The following is an 18,718-nucleotide window of genomic DNA, read 5'->3' as shown; positions in this document are numbered from 1 at the left end:
GGCTTTAGCCGGTCAGCTTTAGCTGCGATAATTTGCCCAAGGAGGTGGCGATGGACTATAGATACGGCAGCCATACGGTTTACCAAATTGAGTATCATTTTGTTTGGGTTACGAAGTATCGTTATAAAGTGCTGAAGGATGAAATAGCCGAACGAGTGAGAGACTTGGTGCGGCAGACATGCGAAGCCTTTGAGATACGGATTATCAAAGGTGTCGTGAGCAAAGATCATGTGCACATTTTGGTGAGTGCGCCGCCGACTATGGCCCCAAGCGAAATCATGAGGCGAATCAAGGGACGAACTTCGAGCTATCTGTTCGAAGAGTTCCCGCACTTGAAAAAGCGATATTGGGGTCGACATTTTTGAGCCCGCGGTTATTTTTGCGCCACAGTGGGGCAAATGACTGATGAGATGATAAAGCAATATTTGGAGCATCACTTTGAACCTAATCCAAACGATAATTTCAAGATGGAGCCCGACTAAGACGCGTCGTTTAGTCGACGCGTATCCGGACTTTCAGTCCGTTATTGGAACCCACCCGCTTGAGCGGGTGGTTGTTTAGTTTTTCGTAGACCTGAACAATATCAGGGCCCTTTTTACCAGCCTTGAACTGTTGTGCAGCCTGATGAAATTTGCCGTTCTCGGTAAGCGTGCCACCGGGTTGCCGTTCAGGTTGATCGAGAGATTTTGGATCTGAAACGCCCTTGCGTTTCGGTTCATCATGCCCTTCGTAGATGAGCACGGCCCCGTCATCTTGCACCTCGTCACGATACGGGGAATTGGGGCGAACGGACATAAGGATGACCGAATGGTGTCCTTTCAGACGGAAATTCATGCCACGCTGAAGGCTCGTGCCTTCTTTCTGGCACATCTCAATGTAGGAGATGACGTTACCTCTCACGCTTCAAATCCGGGTAGAACATATCGCCCAAATAACGCGTCGGAGCGTAGCGGAGATCGCAGTTGATTTTGTGGTTATACATTTTTGAGGAAACTATCATGGCAGACAAAGAGGCTCCTGACTTCGGATTCAAAGACCGGATAACCATAGATGAATTTATTGAAGCTAGTGCAAGGCAACATGAATACTATCAGAAGCGTCGAGAAGAAAAACAAAAGAGTGCGGAAGCCGAAGTACAAAAACTCTCTGATTCTTTGGATTTTCTATTTCAATTTCGATGTACGTGTGGTGTGAAGCATCTACTTTTACACCGTCAAGATATAAGAAATCATTTTCTTGACCAGACGATATGACTTTAAAATACTTGGAAAGTAATTTTCGTTCCCCCGCTGGAATGTCCGAACGTAGGATTATGGTGTGCACTCCGTTAAATTCGCTCATTTTCGCTCCTATCGCTACGATGTATATCGCCAAGGGTAACTTGACGGCAAATGCTTTGCGACGATAGGAGCGAAGCGTTTGACGGTCAAGTTGACCCGCAGGTTAGGCCAGCTCTTGGCAAAAATCACAACCATACCCAGTGATTCGCAGACTGCGGTTCTACTTCCACAGTTTGATACCAGAACTGCCGCAGTGCTGTGAATGTTCCTATCGCAAGAGGGTGCGCAGCGTTCGGATTGTAGTAAACGGCTGACCTATCAAGACTTAGTCCAATGCGCCCATCCATCACTTTGCGCTCAACGTAAATAAGAGCGGACAGCTCGACAGGAAGATCTTGGAACCCACATTGCTTACCAAGTAAATAGCTCGCCAAATACATAAATAGCTGAGTACCATATCCACTCCATATTGTGTAATCGAATAGCACTAAACAGCATGGCCTTCGCTCGACACTCGCGAAGGCGATCTGTTCGCATTTGTCGTTGGTGGATTTGAGCAAAATGCGACGGAGAGTTTCCATGTGATCAAGCGGAACAGCTCCATCAGCTTCTAACTTCTTCTTTTCACTGTCAGAAATATTCAGAGTTGTTACTTCGATGAAGAACTCTGTCGGTGTAAGCACCTTAAAATCAGGACGTGGACTGGTTGTAGTAGGCACTGGTTCTGCGCCAAGATTGCTACTCAGCAGAAATTTCCACCACGATAGCTCATTTACTCCGCCAAGGTGATCTACATTAGAGAAACTCTCGATACGTTGCTTTAATGGCTTCTTTTGCTTATTTGTTGTAGGGAACTGCTCACACCAAATACGTAGCGTATTGAGATAAATGCCACCTGTAGTATCTATGCTGCGTATAACGTTATAAGCCCACGAATCAACATCCGTGACTTTTTTCGCCCTCTCTATCCACTTCTCTCCGAAAACTTCCATCTTGTGGTCGATCCTGTGTTGTCTACACGGCCCAAGTTATTATCTAGGTCTGCATATCTTACAGGCTAGATAGCAGTCTGAGAACAAAATTTACTGGACGCCGCATTTATCTAAACGGGATAACTTACATTTTTGACATGTTAACCAGATATGGATAACTCCAACGTTTAAATTATCATTGTCTGTTGTTCGTTCAATTGCGGCCATTCAGAATTTTTATCGAACTAGCCGCAACGGATCGAACCGTGATATTTATGGCACATGACTCATTTGACGGGTTGTCAAATGAAGTTCAAATTTCCGCATTATCCATCGCCTTTTCGCTCCTTCAAATTCTTGCGCAAGGCATCGAATTCCTCGTTCAATTCCTTAACCCGGTCCCAGATGTCGTGTTCCATCTTGATCTTGTGTTCCATCGCCGAGAACACCGGCATGAAGGCGACCTCGAACAATTCGGCCATTTTCTGTAGCGCCTGGTCGACGCCGGGTTGCGGATGATTGATCACCTCGACCTGCATGTCCTTGCGGCCCAGTTGCTCGCGCAGCGCGGCGACTTCCCGGTTCAGCTCGAGCATAGGGGAAGGGGATTGCAGGCGTTCGCCGATCGCGGCCAGTTTGTCGCTGATATAGGACAACTGATTGACCAACTGTTGAGCCGGATCGTCGGCGTCGCCAAGCCGGTTGCGGCGGGCGTATTCGTTTTTGATGGTTTCCCAGCGCACGCTTTCCTCGTCCGATAGCACGCCGCGAATTTGCTTTAGCTTCAACAGGTTTTCCTCGGCGCCGCGCGTCAGCGTCTGCGCCTCGCCGACGTAATGGTCGCTGATGATCGCCTGCAGTTCCTCCTCGTTCAAAATCGCCGTGATTTTTTCCGCCATCTTGTTCATGTTGCGGTAGCTGCCCTGTAGCTTGAACGGCGGTTCGCTGCGATAGCGATCGTCCTGGGCCGCCGAGGCGATGTACTGTTGATTGACGGCCAGCACGACGTCGCGGACCTTCAGCAGGTTCTTCAGCACGGCGACGATCTCGTTGCTCTCCGAACCGGAATAACCATGCTCGAAATCGCTGCTGGCGATGTTTTCCCCTTGCGCCAGGCGAATGAAGCGGTAGACGTCGGCCATCGAGCGCATCGCCAGCGGTTGCAATACGGCGTTGGAGGTCAGGCTGTTTTCCAGGTAGCTCTGCGCGAAAACGGCGTCGTTGCCGGACAATACGTCGCCGAGATTGTAGATGTCGGCGCGGTTGGCCAGCATGTCGGGGATCTTGAACACCTCGCCCGATTCGGTGTAGGGGTTGCCGGCCATGATCACGCAGAATTTCTTGCCGCGCAGGTCGTAGGTCTTGCTCTGTCCTCGCCAGACCCCCTCGATGCGCCGCGAGCCGTCGCACAACGAGATGAATTTCTGCAGAAATTCGGCATGGGTATGCTGGATGTCGTCGAGATAGAGCATGACGTTGTTGCCCATTTCCAGGCCCAGATTGAGCTTTTCCAGCTCCTGCGCGGCGGTGGCGTTGGGCGCCTGCGACGGGTCCAGCGAATGCACCTGGTGGCCCAGCGAGGGACAGTTGATTTTCATGAAAATCAGGCCGAGGCGGTTGGCTACATATTCCATCAACGTGGTCTTGCCGTAGCCGGGCGGGGAGATCAGCAACAGCAACCCCATCAGGTCGGTGCGCTTGTTGTCGCCGACCGTGCCCATTTGCTTGGCCAGGTTGTCGCCGATCAGAGGCAGGTAGACGTCGTTGATCAATTGGTTGCGCACGAACGAGGTCAACGGCTGGGCGCGAAAACTGTCCAGATGCAGCGTGGCCCGTTGCCGTTCGGTCAGGCTTTGGCGTAGATCTTGATACTGGCGGAAGCCGGGACAGATGACCTCGCGGTGATGGCTGAGGCGGGCGCCGAATTCGTCGACGCTGAGCGTCAGCTTGCGTTCGCGGATGCGCGGGTGCTCGCCAATCAGTTCCTCGATAGTGCAATCGAGCGCCGCGGTGTTGTGTTGGCGTTCGATCGTGTTGTCGGCGAGGACGATCATCACCGCTTCCGGGATGAAACGTCGCAGATGATCGTCCTGTCTCTGTTCAAGCAGGCCTTGCAGCCAGGCTTCGGTCAGCCGCCACTGCAGCGGCAATCGGCTTTGCGCATGTTGTAGCGCGGCCTGGTATTCGGCGCGGTGGCCGATGTTGCCGAGGTGCTCCAGCAATTGCTCGGCCAGCTTTCGGCCCGACTGACTGGTGGCGAAGGCGGTCACCGATTCGGACAATTCGGCGCATAAATACTCGGCGGCCGCGTCGCATTCGCCGAGCGGCAGCGCTTGCCACTTTAGAAATTCAGCGATCGCGGTAGACAGTTCCTGGCTCAATACTTCCAGGGCCTGTCGGCTGCCCAACGATTGTAGCAGTCGCGCGGCGCTTTGCGCCTGGCGCTGCCAGTTTTGTTTTTGTTCGTCGTCAATTCCGGCGAAACGCCAGAAGGCCAGGGCCAGCGCCCGTTGCTCCGGCGTGTAGCGCAGCAGGCCGACGCTTTGCAACAGCGGCAGCAACAGTTTCAGGATCGCGCAGGCGTCGCTGTCGTGGATGCCTTTTTCGTAACCTTCCTGAAAGCGCGGTGTGGTGTATTGGCGCACGATCCGCAACAGCTCGCCTTCCACCGGCAGGGCCGTGTAAAGCGTGTCCAGGCTCAAGCCGTCCCGGCTTTGCTCGGCGCTGTGCAAAATCGACGCGGCGAGGAATTCGCCGCGATAGACCCGCTCGGTTTCCGAAATCAGGCTTTGTTGCCAGAAGTCGCGCAGTTCGTTCAGGCGCGGTTCGTCGGCCGCCTGATAGAAATCGGTGCCGATCAAATGCCAGACCAATTGCCCCTGACGGTTGATCAGGGTCAGGTCGAGGTTTTGCCGGTTGACGCTGAAACGATGTTTGCCCAGCCGGATGACGTTGCCGTCGGCCTCGAAGATGTCCTGCCGGTCGCGCAGCGAGCGCAGCGCCAGCTCTTGGATCGTCTTCAACTTGGCTTCGGCGTCGTCGGCCTGAACACTGGCTTCCAGCTCGCGCAATTGCTCGATCAACTGGCGCAACTTCAGGATCATCGGGTCCGAGGCCAGATAGGTGTTCAGGGCGTCGGCTTCCTGAAAGCTTTGGCTGCGGCGGCGCACGGTGTCGAGGATGCGCTCGATCGCCGTGCCGATGTTCTGGCTGCGCCGCTGCCTTTCGTCCAGCAAGGCCTGTTTGCGGCTTTGGAAGGCTTCGAACAGTTGCTCGCGCTGGCGCACGATGTCGCCGAGAAATTCGTCGAAATCGGCGAAACGGCTTTCCAGTTCTTCCAATTGGGTCGACAAGCGCGACAGTTGGTCGTCGCATTGCAGCGGCGTCGCCACCGTTTCCAGCGCGCTGTTAATGCTTTGCGAGAACAGTTTGAATTGCGCGGCGAATTCGGCGACCGCCTCCTCGGAGCGGAAGCTCTTGCTCTTATGCCGGGTCTGCGCCTTGGCCTGATTCAGCTTGCCGTACAGCTCCGACAGCGCTTGCAGAATAGCCGTGCGAACCTGGGTGTCGTGGACCTTGATGCCGGCCAGCGTTTCGTTGAGCAGGTCCAGAGCGACGCTCATCTGCTCCAGTTGCTCGGCCAGCGGTTCGATATCGATCGTGGCCTGGGCCTTGTCCAAGCGCTGCAGACAGTCGGCGATGGCGTCGTGATAGACCTGTAGCGCGCTCGCCTCGCTCAAAAACTTGACCGTCGCCTGGCCGACCCGGTCCAGCGCGGCGTCGATTTCCTGGCGCAGTGTTTCGACCGCGGCCAGATCGATATAACGCAGCTCCTTGATCGTATTCAGGTGGCCCAGTTGCCGGCGCAGGCCGTCGAGGGCGTCGACGTATTCCTGCGGCTTTCGCCAGCTGTCGATATACAGGTTGTCGAGCAACTGCTGCTGGCGCGTTTGCGCCTCGGCCAGCGCCTGTCCGCTCTGCTTGCGGATGCTGCTGACCTTTTCGAATTCATCCAGCACCAGTTCGGCGGTCTGGCAAAGGGTTTGTATATCGTCGCCGATCGCCTCGACTTCGGGTGCATGCAGCCAATGGTAGGCGTCGAACATGCGCTGGCCGGCGGCGATCAGGTCCTCGTAATGGGCCGTGCTGACCTGCTGGGCGTGGATCGCGTGAACCAAGCTATATGCATCCGAGATGCCGCGCACCAGTTCGCTGTTGCCGATCTTGCCGAAAAACGATTGCCCGACCGGCTGCTGCAGTTGGTATTCCTCATGGAAATACGGCGTCTGCCAGACCTGCATCGGATGAATCCGGGTGGGTTCGTCGTCCTCGGCGCGAAAGGCGAGCATGTGGCCGTCGCGGAACAGGCAGCTGCCGTGGGCGATGATCGGGTTCTGCAGGGTCTTGTCGATCAGGTTATAGGAAAATAGCGCGCTGATGCCGGCTTCCGGTTCGTGGAACACATACAGCACGTCCTCGCCGTTCGGCGAGCGGACGCTGTAGGCGAAACGTAGTCCCTCCGACGCATTGTCGAACACCTTATTGTCGCCGTTTTGCAGGTAATAACCGCCGGGGAAAACCAGGCCGTGATCCTCGGGCAGTTGCACGCAGGATTGGCCGATCGCATCGATGCGGTCGACTTGTTGGGTGCGACTGTTGAATACCAGATAACGACAATGTTCCTCGCGATAAGGCTTGATCTTCAACAGGATCAGCGATCCCAGCTCGGCGTAATGGATTTCGGCATCGGCCAAGGATTGATGCTGGTCCTCGACCGGCTCGCGGTAGATGCCTAGCCCGTCTTCGGTATTGTTCTCGACCTTGATGGTCAGGTCGCCGCCGATGGTTTCGACGAACACCTTGTCGAGTATGCTGATGTGCGGATGGCTGCCCTGGACATGGTCCTCGCGGCGGGTCGGGGTCCATTCGAAGTCGAAGCGCGGCGGGGTAGGGCGGTCGCGCTCGCCGCGGTTGTCGATGTAGTTGACCTGATCGCCGCTGATCTGCCAGCGGAACACGCGCACGTCCTCCAGCTTGCGGCCGATCTGGAACACCGCCAGCAGGCGTTCGTTGACGACGTGCAGCGACAGCAGGCGGGTGTCTTTATAGTATTGATACAGCTCCTTGAAATCGGCGACGAATTTTTTTTCGTTCAGGAAGCTGCCGCTGTCGTTAAAAGGTTCGACCTCGAAGCCGTCGCCGTTTTCGACCAGGCGGTACAGGTTGAACACGTCGCCGACCTCGGTTTCTTTCTTCAGACCGAGGAAGACGTTGTAACCGAACAGAATCAATTTATTGCCGACCCGGACGATGTCGCGCGGCACGCAGTTGTTTTCGGTGCGCACCCGCACCCGGCCGACGACGCTCAGTTCGGTTTGGCCGAATTCGGCGGCGCGGGCCTCGTTGAGCCGGTTGATCTTGGCCTGCAACTGCTCGCCTTGCTGCTCCAGACGCTTGCGAATGACGTCGTAGGCGCCGCCGGCGGCGACGGCCTGTTGAATGTCGGATGAAGTTTGCTCTGTCGCCATGATGAATATGTGTTTAGGAATGAAAATTTATTAATTTGTATATCATTTAAAAATTTACGAAAACGTGTAGGGTGGGTTAGACGCGCTACACAATGAACCTTAATTTATCCTCTTATCGTTGGGCGCGTCGTAACCCGCCGTTGATAATCCGAAATATTTAAGTTATTTAATCTTCATTCCTTAGCGAAATGTGGGAACGATGGTGGCGGTTAAAGGCCGGCTTCGCGGTTCAGGTAGTCCAGAATTTCGCGGCGCTGTGCGTGTCCCGCCAGCCAGTCACGCAGCCGTTTGATTTCTTCATAATCTTTGCCAAATAAGGTCTTGAACTTGTCTTCCTGCAATGCGGCATGGTGCTCCTGTTTGATCTGCAATTGCCAACGGTCGTTGAAAAAACGGGTGAATTGCTCGGTCAGGGACAATGCCTGAATCAGCTTCCATTCGCCGTCGTCCAGCCAGACTTCGTTGCAGCGCACGCACAAGTCGAGACGTTGCTGCGACTGGGCCGAGAAGCGATATTTGGTCATGATGCCCCCGCATTTCGGGCAATTGAGCGCCGTTTTCGTATCATTGTCGTCGATTTCGGCGGTTTGCTTTGTTGCTTCGGTAAATTTCGCTGCTAGCGGATGACGTTCTTGCCAGTCGCGATAGGTCAGCAACGCGACCAGCGCGCCGTGACATTCCTGGCAGCCTTCCGCTGGCAATCCGGCGGCCAATTTCGTAGGTTTCAGGCGTGGCGTTTGGCATTTCGGGCAATTCATCGATGGATTTCCTTGCGTTGTATTCCAGTTGACCGGCGGACGGGACGATGTCCGCCGGGGATGGCGTCTTATTTGGACAGCGATTCCAACAAGGCGCGCACCTTGGCCTTGTCTTCGGCGCTGCCCTGAGTCATCAGCTTACCGAGGAAGGCCGATACGGTCAGGTTTTGCAGGCCGTCGGCGCCGATGTTTTGGGCGATTTCCTTGAAGTCCTCGATCAGGTTTTGCTTGCCGCTCAGGTGCTCGCCCAAGGTTGTTTGCAGCAACTCGCTCTTGCTGACGGCGCCGTCTATCGATTTGCCGACCGCCAGGGCGCGCATATAGCGATCGAAGAACTCGCCGTCGCCGCCGACGATGTCGATATTGGCCTCTTTGACCGCTGCGGCGAAGATTTCGGCGTTCAGATTCGCCGCCTCGCGGCCGGCCTCGATCGCCGCCATCGTTTCGTTGTGGCTGTTGTCCATCTGCAGCCTGAATTCCTCGTGGCTGCGGGTTTTCTCGTCCATGCTGGCCATCGCCGCGAATTTTTCCTGCAAGCCGTCGGCCTCGGCCTTGAAGTGCAGACGAATTGCTTCGGCCTCGGCTGCGCCGCGGCGTTCGATCGCCTCGGCCTCGGCGACCTTGATCTTGACCGCCACCATCGCTTGTTTTTCCTCCGAGTCGGCATCGGCGTCCTTGATTCGCACTTGCGCCATGCCTTGCTCCTCGTCGCCTTCGGCTTGGGCGCTCATGCGCTCGCGCAGCACCTTGGCCTCGGCCAGGCCTTGCGCGGCCTGTTCGGCCTGGATGCCTTCGGCCAGGCGGATTTTCGCTTGCGCCTGTTTTTCGGCGGCGGCGAACTCGGCATCGGCTAGCACCAGGGTTTCCTTGGCCTTAAATTGCGCGCTTTGCTCCGAGGCTTCGGCGGCCTTGACCCGTTTGACCAGGCTTTCCTGCGCCTCGGCCTCGGCGGTGATGACGGTAGCCTGGCGTTGTCTGTCGGCTTCCGAGACTTCGCGCAATTCCTTGATGCGTTCTTCTTCCTCGGCGACATGTTTTTCCACGGCGATGCGGCTGCGGATGACGTCGGCGATTTCCTTCTTTTGTTCCTCCAGCGCTTTTTCCTTGGCGATACGCTGCAGTTCGACTTCCTTCTCGCGGTCGATCACTTCCAATTGGCGGACCCGCTCGACTTTTTCCGTTTCGATCGTGATCGCTCGTTCGCGGTTTTTCCGTGCGACCTCGATCTCGCGTTGCTTGTTTTCGTCGTCGATGCCGATGATTTGCTCGGAGGCGATGCGTGCCTGTTCGGCCTTGGTGTGTTCCTCGGCCTTGATCTTGTCGGCCTCGGCCTGTTCGCGGGCCTGCACCGACTCGATTTCTCGTCGCTGTCTGGCTTCGGCGTCGGCCTGCTGGCGCTCGAGTTCGAGGATCATTTCCTGGGTTTCGACATCCTTTTTCTTGATCTTCATCTGCTCGTCGCGTTTCAGCTCGTTGGTATGCACGTGCTGTTCCGTGGTCAACGCAGTGATCTTGCGGATACCCTGGGCGTCGAGGATGTTGTTTTCGTCGAGCTGGTTCATCGGCGTTTGCTCGAGAAAATCGATCGCGGCGTCTTCCAGCACATAACCGTTCAGGTCCTGGCCGATGATGCGGATGATTTCGTCGCGGAAATGGTTGCGTTCGCGGTACAAGTCCTCGAACTCCATTTGCTTGCCGACCGCTTTCAAGGCCTCGGAAAATTTGGCGTTGAACAATTCCTCGACGGTGGCCTGGTCGGAAGCGCGGTCGCAGCCGATGGCCTGGGCGACTTTCAACACGTCCTCGCGGGTCTTGTTGACGCGGACGAAGAACGATACGACGATGTCGGCACGGATATTGTCCTTACAGATCAGTCCCTCGCCGCCGCGGCGGTTGATTTCGATGGTTTTCAGCGAAATATCCATCTTCTCGGCGCGGTGCAGCACCGGGATCACCAGGCTGCCGGTGAAGGTGACTTTCGGTTCGGCGCGCAGGGTGTTGACGATCATCGCCCGGCCCTGGTCGACCTTGCGGTACATCGACGCGAACACGATCAGCGCGCCGATGATGATGGCCGCCAGTACGCCGGCTATAAATAGAACGGTTTCCATGGGATTGACTCCAGAGTTATTGATCCAGTTTAGAAATATAGTAGACGTTTTGTTCGGCTTCGTAGTCGTAGATCAGGGCCTTGTCGCCATGCTTCAGCATGTCTTCGCCATCGCTGCGCACCGAGATGACCAGGCTGGCGCCGCCGTCTTCTACTCTAGCTTGGCCGAAATCCTCGCTGACCGTCTGCGATGTAACGACACAAGATTGCCCCAACAGAGAACGGTTGCTGCGCGCCTCGTGGGTGACGAACAAGCGGCTCAACGGCCGGGTGATCTTGCCGGTGATGATTACCGCCAATACAAAGCTGAGCAGGAGAACGGCAATACCCGCCAGTTGCAGGATGAAACCGATCGGCAGCAACGGCAGCAGCCAGGTTACGCCGCTCAGGCACAGCGCCCAGGCGAAGAAGAATAGCAGGCTCAAGGAAAGCGTGATCGGCACGCCGGCCAGGCCGAAGGTGGCCAGCAGGCCGGGGAAGCCGGTATCGGCGTCGATGTCGACATCGAGAAAGTCGGGATCGAACAAGCCGATGATTCCGACGATCCAGAATATCAGGCAGACGGTCAACGGCACCGTGTAGACCACGGTCGGAAAGCTAACGATATGTTCCAGTACGGAATCCATGGTGGTTGCTCTTTAGTCGGATGAGGTAATATGTAAGATGCGCTGAGGACACGAAGCGCATCAATCGCGAACGATGCGCTTCACTTTGTTCAGCACATCCTACGGGTTTTGTTATGCATTTGGGCAGGTAGGATGCGGTGACGCCAGGAACCGCATCGATCAAGTCATTCACCTGCCGCGATGTCGGAAACATCGACACCATCTCCCCAATTCATTGGATATATTCCTCGTTCGCCGCGCTTTTCCCGGCTTTTCGAGATTGTTTCGCATTTTTCGATATGACGGGAAAAATAAGCCTTGATTAATCCCCAGCGGCAGGAAAAGTCGTTATCGCCTTCCGGTAACGTCAGAACGCAATGTGAATGTTCTGGCAATATCACCACCGCATTTATTTGATAGGGGCGTTTGTTTTTCACATATAAGAAGGACTCGCGCAGCAAATTGAAACGGTTAACTAGGAGTCGATTATTATGTCGTTCGGCTAAATTGACCGTGAAAAACCAAATCGTTCCCGGATGTTTAAATCGGCGATATTCGGTCATTCTTTGTTTCTTGATCGATGCGGTTCGTACCTCACCGCATCTTACGAACTGCGCTTGGCTTTCAGTTTAGCCAAAATACTGTCGGCCGAAGCGTCTGCGGTGACGATGCCGGCTTGTTGCAGTTTGCTTTGCAAGTCTCCGCCTTGCTCTTCCTGTTGCAGATCGAAGGCGGCCTGCATGCGGTCGTTGCGTTTTTGTTGCTTGGCCTTGATGCGTTCCAGCGATTCGGTGGCCGAGCGCAGGGCGGAGTCGGTGCCGGAAAACTTGGCGGCGATCGCGGCGTTGGCTTTTTGCACGCTGTCGGTGGTCTTGACGATGGCCAATTCCCGCTCGATGGCCTGGATGTTGCGGTCGGTTTGAGCGATGGTTTGTTTCAGTGAAGAGATCTGCGCCGTGTAGTTTTCCAGCATCGCGCTTTGCGCTTCGTGTTGGTTGGTCAACTCGGCGATTTTGCCGGAGATCTCCAGCGCCAAGGCCTCGTCGTTTTTATCCAGTGCCTGGGTCGCGTAGTCTTCATGTTCGGCGATGTCTTGATCCAGTCTTTTCACTTCCCGCTTGGCGGCCATTTGTTCGGCCAGAACCTCGGTCAGGTTTTCCTTGGCGTAGTCGAGGCTTTCGCGGGCATCGCGGATTTCCTGCTCCATGATGCGGATGCCCTGGCTGTCGATGATGGCCTCGCCGGCCTCGTTGCCGACGCCACGCAAGGCGGTGATCAGTTTGGTCAATATGTTCATATCGATACTCCGTGGGATTGTCGTTGCGATTTATTTCAGGTAGTCGACCAGCAGTTCCAGCGCGTCGAGGGTGTTTTGGCTCAGCGCCTCGATTTCATGGACGATGTCGGCGATGTCCGAATTGACGTTCAGCGCGCCGAAAATGATGTACTGGTTGCCCAGCTTGGAAAAAGAGGAGAGCGGCATCGGAAGATTCAGCGTTAATAACGTATCCAATAATTCGCCGCGTTTCTCGGCGATGACTTCCTGATCCTTCCATAGATAACTGACGCAAAGGATTTGGCTGTCGTCGATCGTCACGTAGATAGGAAATTCCTCTCGGCTTTCTATCAAGATCTGCAATACTGGCGCCTCGCCGTCGATGATCTGTGTCGACAGGCTCAAGTCATCGGCGATGTTAGTTCCGTGCAAAGCATCGGCAAGCTGGTCCAGCGTGATGAGAGTCTTCATGATGGCTCCTTCTTTCCAAGGTTGAGGTAAGCATAGGACAAGCCCCATATTATGTCAAGACATAATATGGGGTTTTGTGCCGTTACCTATAAGCATAGACTCTTTGCGGTCTTGTGGTGACCTGCTGTGTCGGCAATTGTCTATTCCAATGCGACTTGAATATCCCCGATGCGCCTTATCCAGGGTTTGCTTGATTTGAACAGCCGGCCTTCCTTGCTTGCTTTTTGCCGGTTCGAATAGCGGCCGTAAATAATGGCGTATTGCGCTTTTCCGGGTTGACGATAAATTGCATAATTGCCGGGAATTTTTTGCTGGCTTATAAATGATTTGGCCGCTTTATAGGAGCTGAAAACAGCCAATTGCAGCGTAAAGTGATTCTTGTTCTGACGCTTTATCCAGCTTTCGCGGTGAATCAGTTGTTTGGCTTTAGGGCGAGAATGTTTAAGAGAGGGGGACGCAGTTTTTTTTCGCTCTTGAGCGAGAAGGAGGTGCGCTCCTTTGCCGCCCAGGCATTCGGCGACAGCGAGTTCCTTGCCCTGTTTTACCGACTGATATTTTTTATGGAAGGACTGGTCGATGATTCTTTGTGCCTTGGGGGCTTTGTTGCTGCGATAGCGTCGGACTTGTCCCGGTCCGCCGTTATAGGCGGAATAGGAAGCCCGGGCCAGATTGTCCAGGCCGCCGCGATGCTTGTGCTCGCCTTGTTTCAATGCGTAGCGGGTCAGGTAATTAAGCAGAATGCGACTGCCGGACTGGATATTGTAGGCGACTTCCCAGCGTAATTTGTGTACGTCGACGAATCCCCGCCAGACCCGCTCGTTGACCTGCATGATGCCGGTGTCGCCGGTGGAAGAGCGCAGCGGCACGATCTTGTCGTTTTCGACGACATATTGGCGCCAGCAGCTCTCCTGCCAGGCGGTCGTCATGACCAGTTTTCTGAAAATATCTTGTTGGGCACCGGTTAATTGCGCCTGGCGCAGTTCGCGTTCGGCGCTGGCGAGTAATAATTTCTTGATTTTATTCAGATAAGGCCTTAGTTCGCCGGGCTTGGCAACCCATTCCGCCAGGGGGCGGTCGACTGCCGCAAGCGCTTCCCGGATGGGCCAGAGATTGATGCGGTAATGGCTGTCGTTGTCAGCGTTAGCGGGTGGAAATCGAAACAAGCGCATTAATTCCGGATCGAGCGTTTCGTCGTATTGCAACGGATCGATGCCGGGCGTTTCATTCAACAGTCTGGCCAAACGGCGCAAACCGTCCATCGAAATATCCAGCCCGAAAGTGGGGCCTAGCTTGTCCAGCGTTTGCAGGGCGTCGCTGGCGGTGATCAGCGTCAACAAACCTAGGGTTGCATGGCGCGGGTTTTCGGCGCTGATCTGATGGAGTACCGGAATCAGTTGCGCCCAGCTTTGGATGAACCAGTGTCTGACGGGATCTTCTCCTTGTTCCTGGGCGAGCGCCGTCACCAGGCGATAACGGGCATCCAGGAGGATATCGAACAAGGTTTGTCGGAGTTCCGCGAGTTCGGTGGCGGCCGCATAGTGTTTGATGGCATGGGTCAATAAAGCGTCCATACTTTGCCATTTTTGTTGCCATAGTAATTGTTCCTGCTCCGTTAGCGGTCGTTCGGGACGTTCCGGCAGCGCGATAGTTTCGATAGTGAAATTCAGGTCGCCGTGTATGCCATCGGCCATAACCTGGATATCGGATAACTGCAGCGAGGACAGCATGGCTTGTATTTGTTCTTGCGAATGCTTGGGCAAGAACAAGGGAATGAAGCGTTGCAGTTCATCGAGCGACGAGGTCAAGTCGAGGCGGAATCGATTGAACAGGGGATGGATATGTTCTCTGGCCCGGTCCCATAAGGGGCCGGAAGTCAGTATTTCATTGTCCGTACTGAGCAGATGGCTGTCGATGACTTGCAAATACACCATCCTGGGATTGTCGGCCTTGATCACCGGATCGCTGATGACTCTGGCATAGCCATCCCAGGTCATCAGCGGCATGCAACGATTCAGCATGTTGACCGCCAAACGCGCGTGAAGACGGCTGTCGATGCGTAAATGCCGGTCCGTTTCGCTCAATCGCGGATCGGACAGAACGATTTCGCTACAACCGCTGGGGTCGTGCAATAATTCCGTCGATTGCGTGTCGTTATTGAACAATTGGTTGACCAACAATTGCCTGAGCAATGGAAAATCGGCTTGCAACGGGACCTTGATGGTTTTCGCCTGAAGCAATTGCCCGGCCAATAATAATATGACCGTAGCGAGCAGGCGGCAAAGTTTAGGGTTGATGTTGTTTATGGGCATGGGCGTAGTGGGCTTGAGCCTAGTGGATATTGTCGTCTCTCTGGTTTCGACTATGGCAAGTATGAAACATAGTCGGAATCGGCGCTAAGTTTTCTGCGCGTTAGCAATTCGCTTAATTCAAAATAAATGGCGCGATAACAAACTGACATTGCCGCCCAGGGCTGCGCTATTGACCGTGACGGTCTGTTCCACGGCGAAACGCTGCAGATAATGGGGGCCGCCGCCTTTCGGTCCCGTGCCGGACAGCCCCATGCCGCCGAAGGGTTGTACGCCGACCACGGCGCCGATCATGTTGCGGTTGACGTAGATGTTGCCGACCCGCGCCCGAGTTTGAATCGTGTCGATGGTTCGCTGGATCCGGCTTTGTATGCCCAAGGTCAGGCCATAACCGCATCGGTTGACATCCTCGACGATCCGTTCCAGTTCTCTCGAACGAAAGCGGATGATATGCAGTATCGGGCCGAATACCTCCTCGTGGAGCTGTTTCAGCGAGGACAACTCAATCAGCGTCGGCGGAAAAAAACTGCCTTTGGTACAGGAATCAGGCAAGTCAATTTGTAACAAAATCTTGGCTTCCCTACGCATGCGTGCGACGTGCTGTTCGAGTCGATCGGCCGCTTGCCGGTCGATGACCGGGCCTATGTCGGTAGCATAATCGTTGGGATCGCCGATTCTGAGTTGTTGCATCGCCCCGCTGAGCATGTCGACGACCCTGTCGGCGATATCCTGTTGCACATATAACACGCGCAGCGCGGAACAGCGTTGACCGGCGCTGTTGAAGGCGGAAACGACGGCATCCTGCACCAATTGTTCGCAATGGGCCGAACTGTCGGCGATCATGACATTCTGGCCGCCGGTTTCGGCGATCAATGGCACGATGGCGGGATTGTCCTTGGCCAATTGCCGGTTGATGATTGCGGCCGTGGCCGTCGAACCGGTAAACGCCACGCCAACGATGCGCGGATCGCCGAGCAGAACGGAGCCGATCGCCGCGCCCTCGCCGGGCAGAAAATGCAATACATCGGCAGGAACGCCGGCGCGCTGCAGCAGGCGGATACAGAGCATGGCGGTCAACGGGGTTTGTTGGGCCGGCTTGGCGATGACGCAGTTGCCGGCGGCCAATGCCGCCGTGATCTGGCCGATGAAAATGGCGAGCGGAAAATTCCACGGGCTGATGCAGGCGAAAACGCCGCGGCCTTGGCACAGTAACACGTTCTTTTCGCCAGTCGGACCAGGCAATTGCGCCGGCCGGCCGAAGCATTCGAGGGCCATGGCGGCATAATAACGGCAAAAATCGACCGCCTCGCGGACTTCGTTCAAGGCATCCTTGATCGTGCGGCCTCCCTCGCGGACGCATAACGAAACCAGTTCCAGACGGTGGTTTTCCAATAGCTCGGCCGTCTTTTGCAGGGCCAGGGCGCGCTCCTCGACCGGCGTCGAACGCCAGCGGGGAAAAGCGGCGGCGGCTGAATCCAGGGCGGCCTGTATCGATTCCCGAGTTGCCTCGGTGACGTCTCCCAGCGTGCTATGGCGATCGGTCGGACTGTACGCGGTATAGTCGTTGCCGGCCCGTTCCTCGCCGTTCACCAACGGCGCGGCTTGCCATGGGCGTTCGGTCAGCTTTGCCAGTTCCTGTTCGATGACTCGTAATTGCCTTGGGTCGGCCAGATTCAAACCGGCCGAATTCAGGCGTTGTTCGCCGAACATGGCGCTGGGTAAGGCGATTTCGGGTTTCTCTGGCGAGCGGCTGTTATACACCGCGACCGGGTCGCGGATAATGGATTCTATAGGAATGTGCGGATTTTCGATCTGGTTGATGAACGACGTGTTGGCGCCGTTTTCCAATAGCCGCCTGACCAGATATGGCAATAAATCGCGGTAGTTGCCGACCGGTGCGTAAATACGGCAGTGAAGCGGACGCTGTTCGGTCTCCATTAATTGGCGATACAGGCTTTCTCCCATGCCGTGCAGGCGCTGGAATTCGAATTCCCGAGCGCCAGCCAGTTGGCGAATGGCGCATACGGTATGGGCATTATGGGTCGCGAATTGGGGATAGAACGCGTCGCCGTGGCGCAAAATGAGTTCGGCGCAGGCCAGATAGGAAATATCGGTGGCCGACTTGTGGGAGAACACGGGATAACCGCTGAGTCCGTTTTCCTGAGCGCGTTTGATCTCGCTGTCCCAGTAAGCGCCCTTGACCAGCCGCAGCGGAATCCGCTTACGTTCCGATTCGGCCAGCGCCGCCAACCATTCGATCAGCGGATAAGCCCTTTTTTGATAGGCTTGCACGGCCAGGCCGAGACCGTGCCAGCCTTGTAGTTCCGGATGGATAAACAGGGCCTGAAAGATATTCAGCGACATGTCCAGCCGTTCCGATTCCTCCGCGTCCAGCGTCAAGCCTATATTGGCGGTCCGGGCCAAGCGGGCCAATTCCAGCAATCGTTCGCTCAGCCGCGGTTCGGCCTGCCGATGTTGCAACGGTTCGTAACGGGGATACAGCGCGGACAGTTTGACCGAGATGCCCGGGTTGGCAAAGATGTCGTCGTGTCGGGCTTTTTCGGCCAAGGTTTCGATGGCGGCGCGATAAGCTGCAAAGTAGCGTTCCGCATGGTCCGCCGTAATGGCCGCCTCGCCGAGCATGTCGAAGGAGTAGCGATAACGTTCGTCGCAGTGCGCCAGGGCGCTGTCGATTCTTTCGGCGATGACGAACTGGTAGGCCATCAGCTGCATGGCGCGTTTTACGGCATTTCGGATCAATGGCGCGCCCAGACGAGATAATACGTGACGATAAACTTTGCCGGGATTGGTCAATTGCTGTTCGACTGCGCCCGCCAATTGCAGGGCATGATGGGAGAGACTGATCAACAGTGAATGAGGGTTGTCGTCGCTCTCTTCCCACAAGTTCGCCGTTAACTTGTCCTGCAGTAACAGGTCCTGGGTTTCTCGGTCGGGGATGCGCAGCAGGGCCTCGGCGATACTCATCAAGACCACGCCTTCGGCAGAATCGAGCCGGTATTCATGCAGAAAGCTGTCGAGCAGCGATTTCTGGTCTTTGTTGGATCTTATCGCCGTGACTAGCTTCCCGGCAGCGATACCGACATCGGCGGGACGGTAAAAGACTAGATTGGAGGCCAAACGTTCGCTGACGGCTGTTTCCTCGGCAAGATAAGAGGTATTGATGGCATGGCGTAGCGCAGTCAGTTTTTCTGAGTGCATGGGCATTCTCCTGGCGAGCCTGTCATCTCTTCGGCAAGAGTAAAATGAATAAAGTTCAGGGTTATTTTTGCATTGAATTCCTAGTGCTCACTATTTTTGTTCCAACAACTCGAAAAAATCGGATTCGATAACCTTCAAATGCTGAGGCATTGATTAAGCGCTTTACTATTGTTGCAATAATAATTTTGCGGGCG

General features: G+C 55.3%; 12 protein-coding genes and 1 pseudogene. 2 read left to right on the top strand and 11 right to left on the bottom strand.

What is annotated here, in order from left to right:
- Positions 1 to 50: 50 nt before the first annotated feature.
- A pseudogene (gene tnpA, locus EP25_RS0109910) lies at positions 51 to 482 on the top strand (IS200/IS605 family transposase).
- Positions 483 to 492: 10 nt separating this feature from the next.
- On the opposite strand, the gene EP25_RS0109900 reads toward tnpA, so the two are convergent.
- On the bottom strand, positions 493 to 900 hold the full coding sequence (locus tag EP25_RS0109900; RefSeq protein ID WP_051906539.1) for a hypothetical protein: 408 nt from the start codon (positions 898 to 900) through the stop codon (positions 493 to 495).
- A 98-nt stretch (positions 901 to 998) separates the two neighbouring features.
- Between EP25_RS0109900 and EP25_RS0109895 the strand changes: the two genes are divergently transcribed.
- Positions 999 to 1,253, top strand: a complete 255-nt coding sequence (locus tag EP25_RS0109895; protein ID WP_031433723.1) for a hypothetical protein — start codon at positions 999 to 1,001, stop codon at positions 1,251 to 1,253.
- 212 nt (positions 1,254 to 1,465) lie between these two features.
- Here EP25_RS0109895 and EP25_RS0109890 read toward each other — a convergent pair whose 3' ends face one another.
- From EP25_RS0109890 to putA, 10 genes are all read right to left on the bottom strand, one after another.
- Positions 1,466 to 2,272, bottom strand: coding sequence for a hypothetical protein (locus EP25_RS0109890; RefSeq protein WP_031433722.1), 807 nt, complete (start codon positions 2,270 to 2,272; stop codon positions 1,466 to 1,468).
- 305 nt (positions 2,273 to 2,577) lie between these two features.
- A complete protein-coding gene (locus EP25_RS0109885) occupies positions 2,578 to 7,779 on the bottom strand; it encodes a DNA repair ATPase (RefSeq protein ID WP_031433721.1) in 5,202 nt (1,733 codons plus the stop codon).
- Positions 7,780 to 7,988: 209 nt separating this feature from the next.
- Positions 7,989 to 8,537, bottom strand: a complete 549-nt coding sequence (locus tag EP25_RS0109880; RefSeq protein ID WP_031433720.1) for a TFIIB-type zinc ribbon-containing protein — start codon at positions 8,535 to 8,537, stop codon at positions 7,989 to 7,991.
- 68 nt (positions 8,538 to 8,605) lie between these two features.
- Positions 8,606 to 10,648, bottom strand: a complete 2,043-nt coding sequence (locus EP25_RS0109875) for an SPFH domain-containing protein (RefSeq protein WP_031433719.1) — start codon at positions 10,646 to 10,648, stop codon at positions 8,606 to 8,608.
- A gap of 16 nt (positions 10,649 to 10,664) precedes the next feature.
- A complete protein-coding gene (locus tag EP25_RS0109870) occupies positions 10,665 to 11,273 on the bottom strand; it encodes an OB-fold-containig protein (RefSeq protein ID WP_031433718.1) in 609 nt (202 codons plus the stop codon).
- Between the two features lie 164 nt (positions 11,274 to 11,437).
- The gene (locus EP25_RS0109865) at positions 11,438 to 11,815 is read right to left on the bottom strand and encodes an REP-associated tyrosine transposase (RefSeq protein ID WP_051906538.1); all 378 of its coding nucleotides are present in this window, start codon (positions 11,813 to 11,815) and stop codon (positions 11,438 to 11,440) included.
- Between the two features lie 41 nt (positions 11,816 to 11,856).
- Complete coding sequence (locus EP25_RS0109860; RefSeq protein ID WP_031433716.1) at positions 11,857 to 12,549, bottom strand: PspA/IM30 family protein; 693 nt, start codon at positions 12,547 to 12,549, stop codon at positions 11,857 to 11,859.
- Positions 12,550 to 12,579: 30 nt separating this feature from the next.
- Positions 12,580 to 12,999 (bottom strand): DUF2170 family protein, encoded by a 420-nt coding sequence (locus tag EP25_RS0109855; RefSeq protein ID WP_031433715.1) that lies wholly within the window; start codon positions 12,997 to 12,999, stop codon positions 12,580 to 12,582.
- Positions 13,000 to 13,139: 140 nt separating this feature from the next.
- Positions 13,140 to 15,308, bottom strand: coding sequence for a transglycosylase SLT domain-containing protein (locus EP25_RS0109850; protein ID WP_051906535.1), 2,169 nt, complete (start codon positions 15,306 to 15,308; stop codon positions 13,140 to 13,142).
- 117 nt (positions 15,309 to 15,425) lie between these two features.
- Positions 15,426 to 18,524, bottom strand: coding sequence for a bifunctional proline dehydrogenase/L-glutamate gamma-semialdehyde dehydrogenase PutA (gene putA, locus EP25_RS0109845; protein WP_031433713.1), 3,099 nt, complete (start codon positions 18,522 to 18,524; stop codon positions 15,426 to 15,428).
- Between the last annotated feature and the right edge of the window lie 194 nt (positions 18,525 to 18,718).

It is taken from the genome of Methylomarinum vadi (assembly GCF_000733935.1).
In the GTDB taxonomy this organism is placed as follows: domain Bacteria; phylum Pseudomonadota; class Gammaproteobacteria; order Methylococcales; family Methylomonadaceae; genus Methylomarinum; species Methylomarinum vadi.
The sequence above is the reverse complement of the archived record's forward strand: the minus strand, read 5'-3'. Positions and strand labels throughout refer to the sequence as shown.

Excerpts from the sequence above, each read along its gene's own strand:
- EP25_RS0109895 (WP_031433723.1), top strand. The coding sequence starts at position 999 with ATGGCAGACAAAGAGGCTCCTGACTTCGGATTCAAAGACCGGATAACC.
- EP25_RS0109890 (WP_031433722.1), bottom strand. The coding sequence starts at position 2,272 with ATGGAAGTTTTCGGAGAGAAGTGGATAGAGAGGGCGAAAAAAGTCACG.
- EP25_RS0109885 (WP_031433721.1), bottom strand. The coding sequence starts at position 7,779 with ATGGCGACAGAGCAAACTTCATCCGACATTCAACAGGCCGTCGCCGCC.
- EP25_RS0109880 (WP_031433720.1), bottom strand. The coding sequence starts at position 8,537 with ATGAATTGCCCGAAATGCCAAACGCCACGCCTGAAACCTACGAAATTG.
- EP25_RS0109875 (WP_031433719.1), bottom strand. The coding sequence starts at position 10,648 with ATGGAAACCGTTCTATTTATAGCCGGCGTACTGGCGGCCATCATCATC.
- EP25_RS0109870 (WP_031433718.1), bottom strand. The coding sequence starts at position 11,273 with ATGGATTCCGTACTGGAACATATCGTTAGCTTTCCGACCGTGGTCTAC.
- EP25_RS0109865 (WP_051906538.1), bottom strand. The coding sequence starts at position 11,815 with ATGACCGAATATCGCCGATTTAAACATCCGGGAACGATTTGGTTTTTC.
- EP25_RS0109860 (WP_031433716.1), bottom strand. The coding sequence starts at position 12,549 with ATGAACATATTGACCAAACTGATCACCGCCTTGCGTGGCGTCGGCAAC.
- EP25_RS0109855 (WP_031433715.1), bottom strand. The coding sequence starts at position 12,999 with ATGAAGACTCTCATCACGCTGGACCAGCTTGCCGATGCTTTGCACGGA.
- EP25_RS0109850 (WP_051906535.1), bottom strand. The coding sequence starts at position 15,308 with ATGCCCATAAACAACATCAACCCTAAACTTTGCCGCCTGCTCGCTACG.
- putA (WP_031433713.1), bottom strand. The coding sequence starts at position 18,524 with ATGCACTCAGAAAAACTGACTGCGCTACGCCATGCCATCAATACCTCT.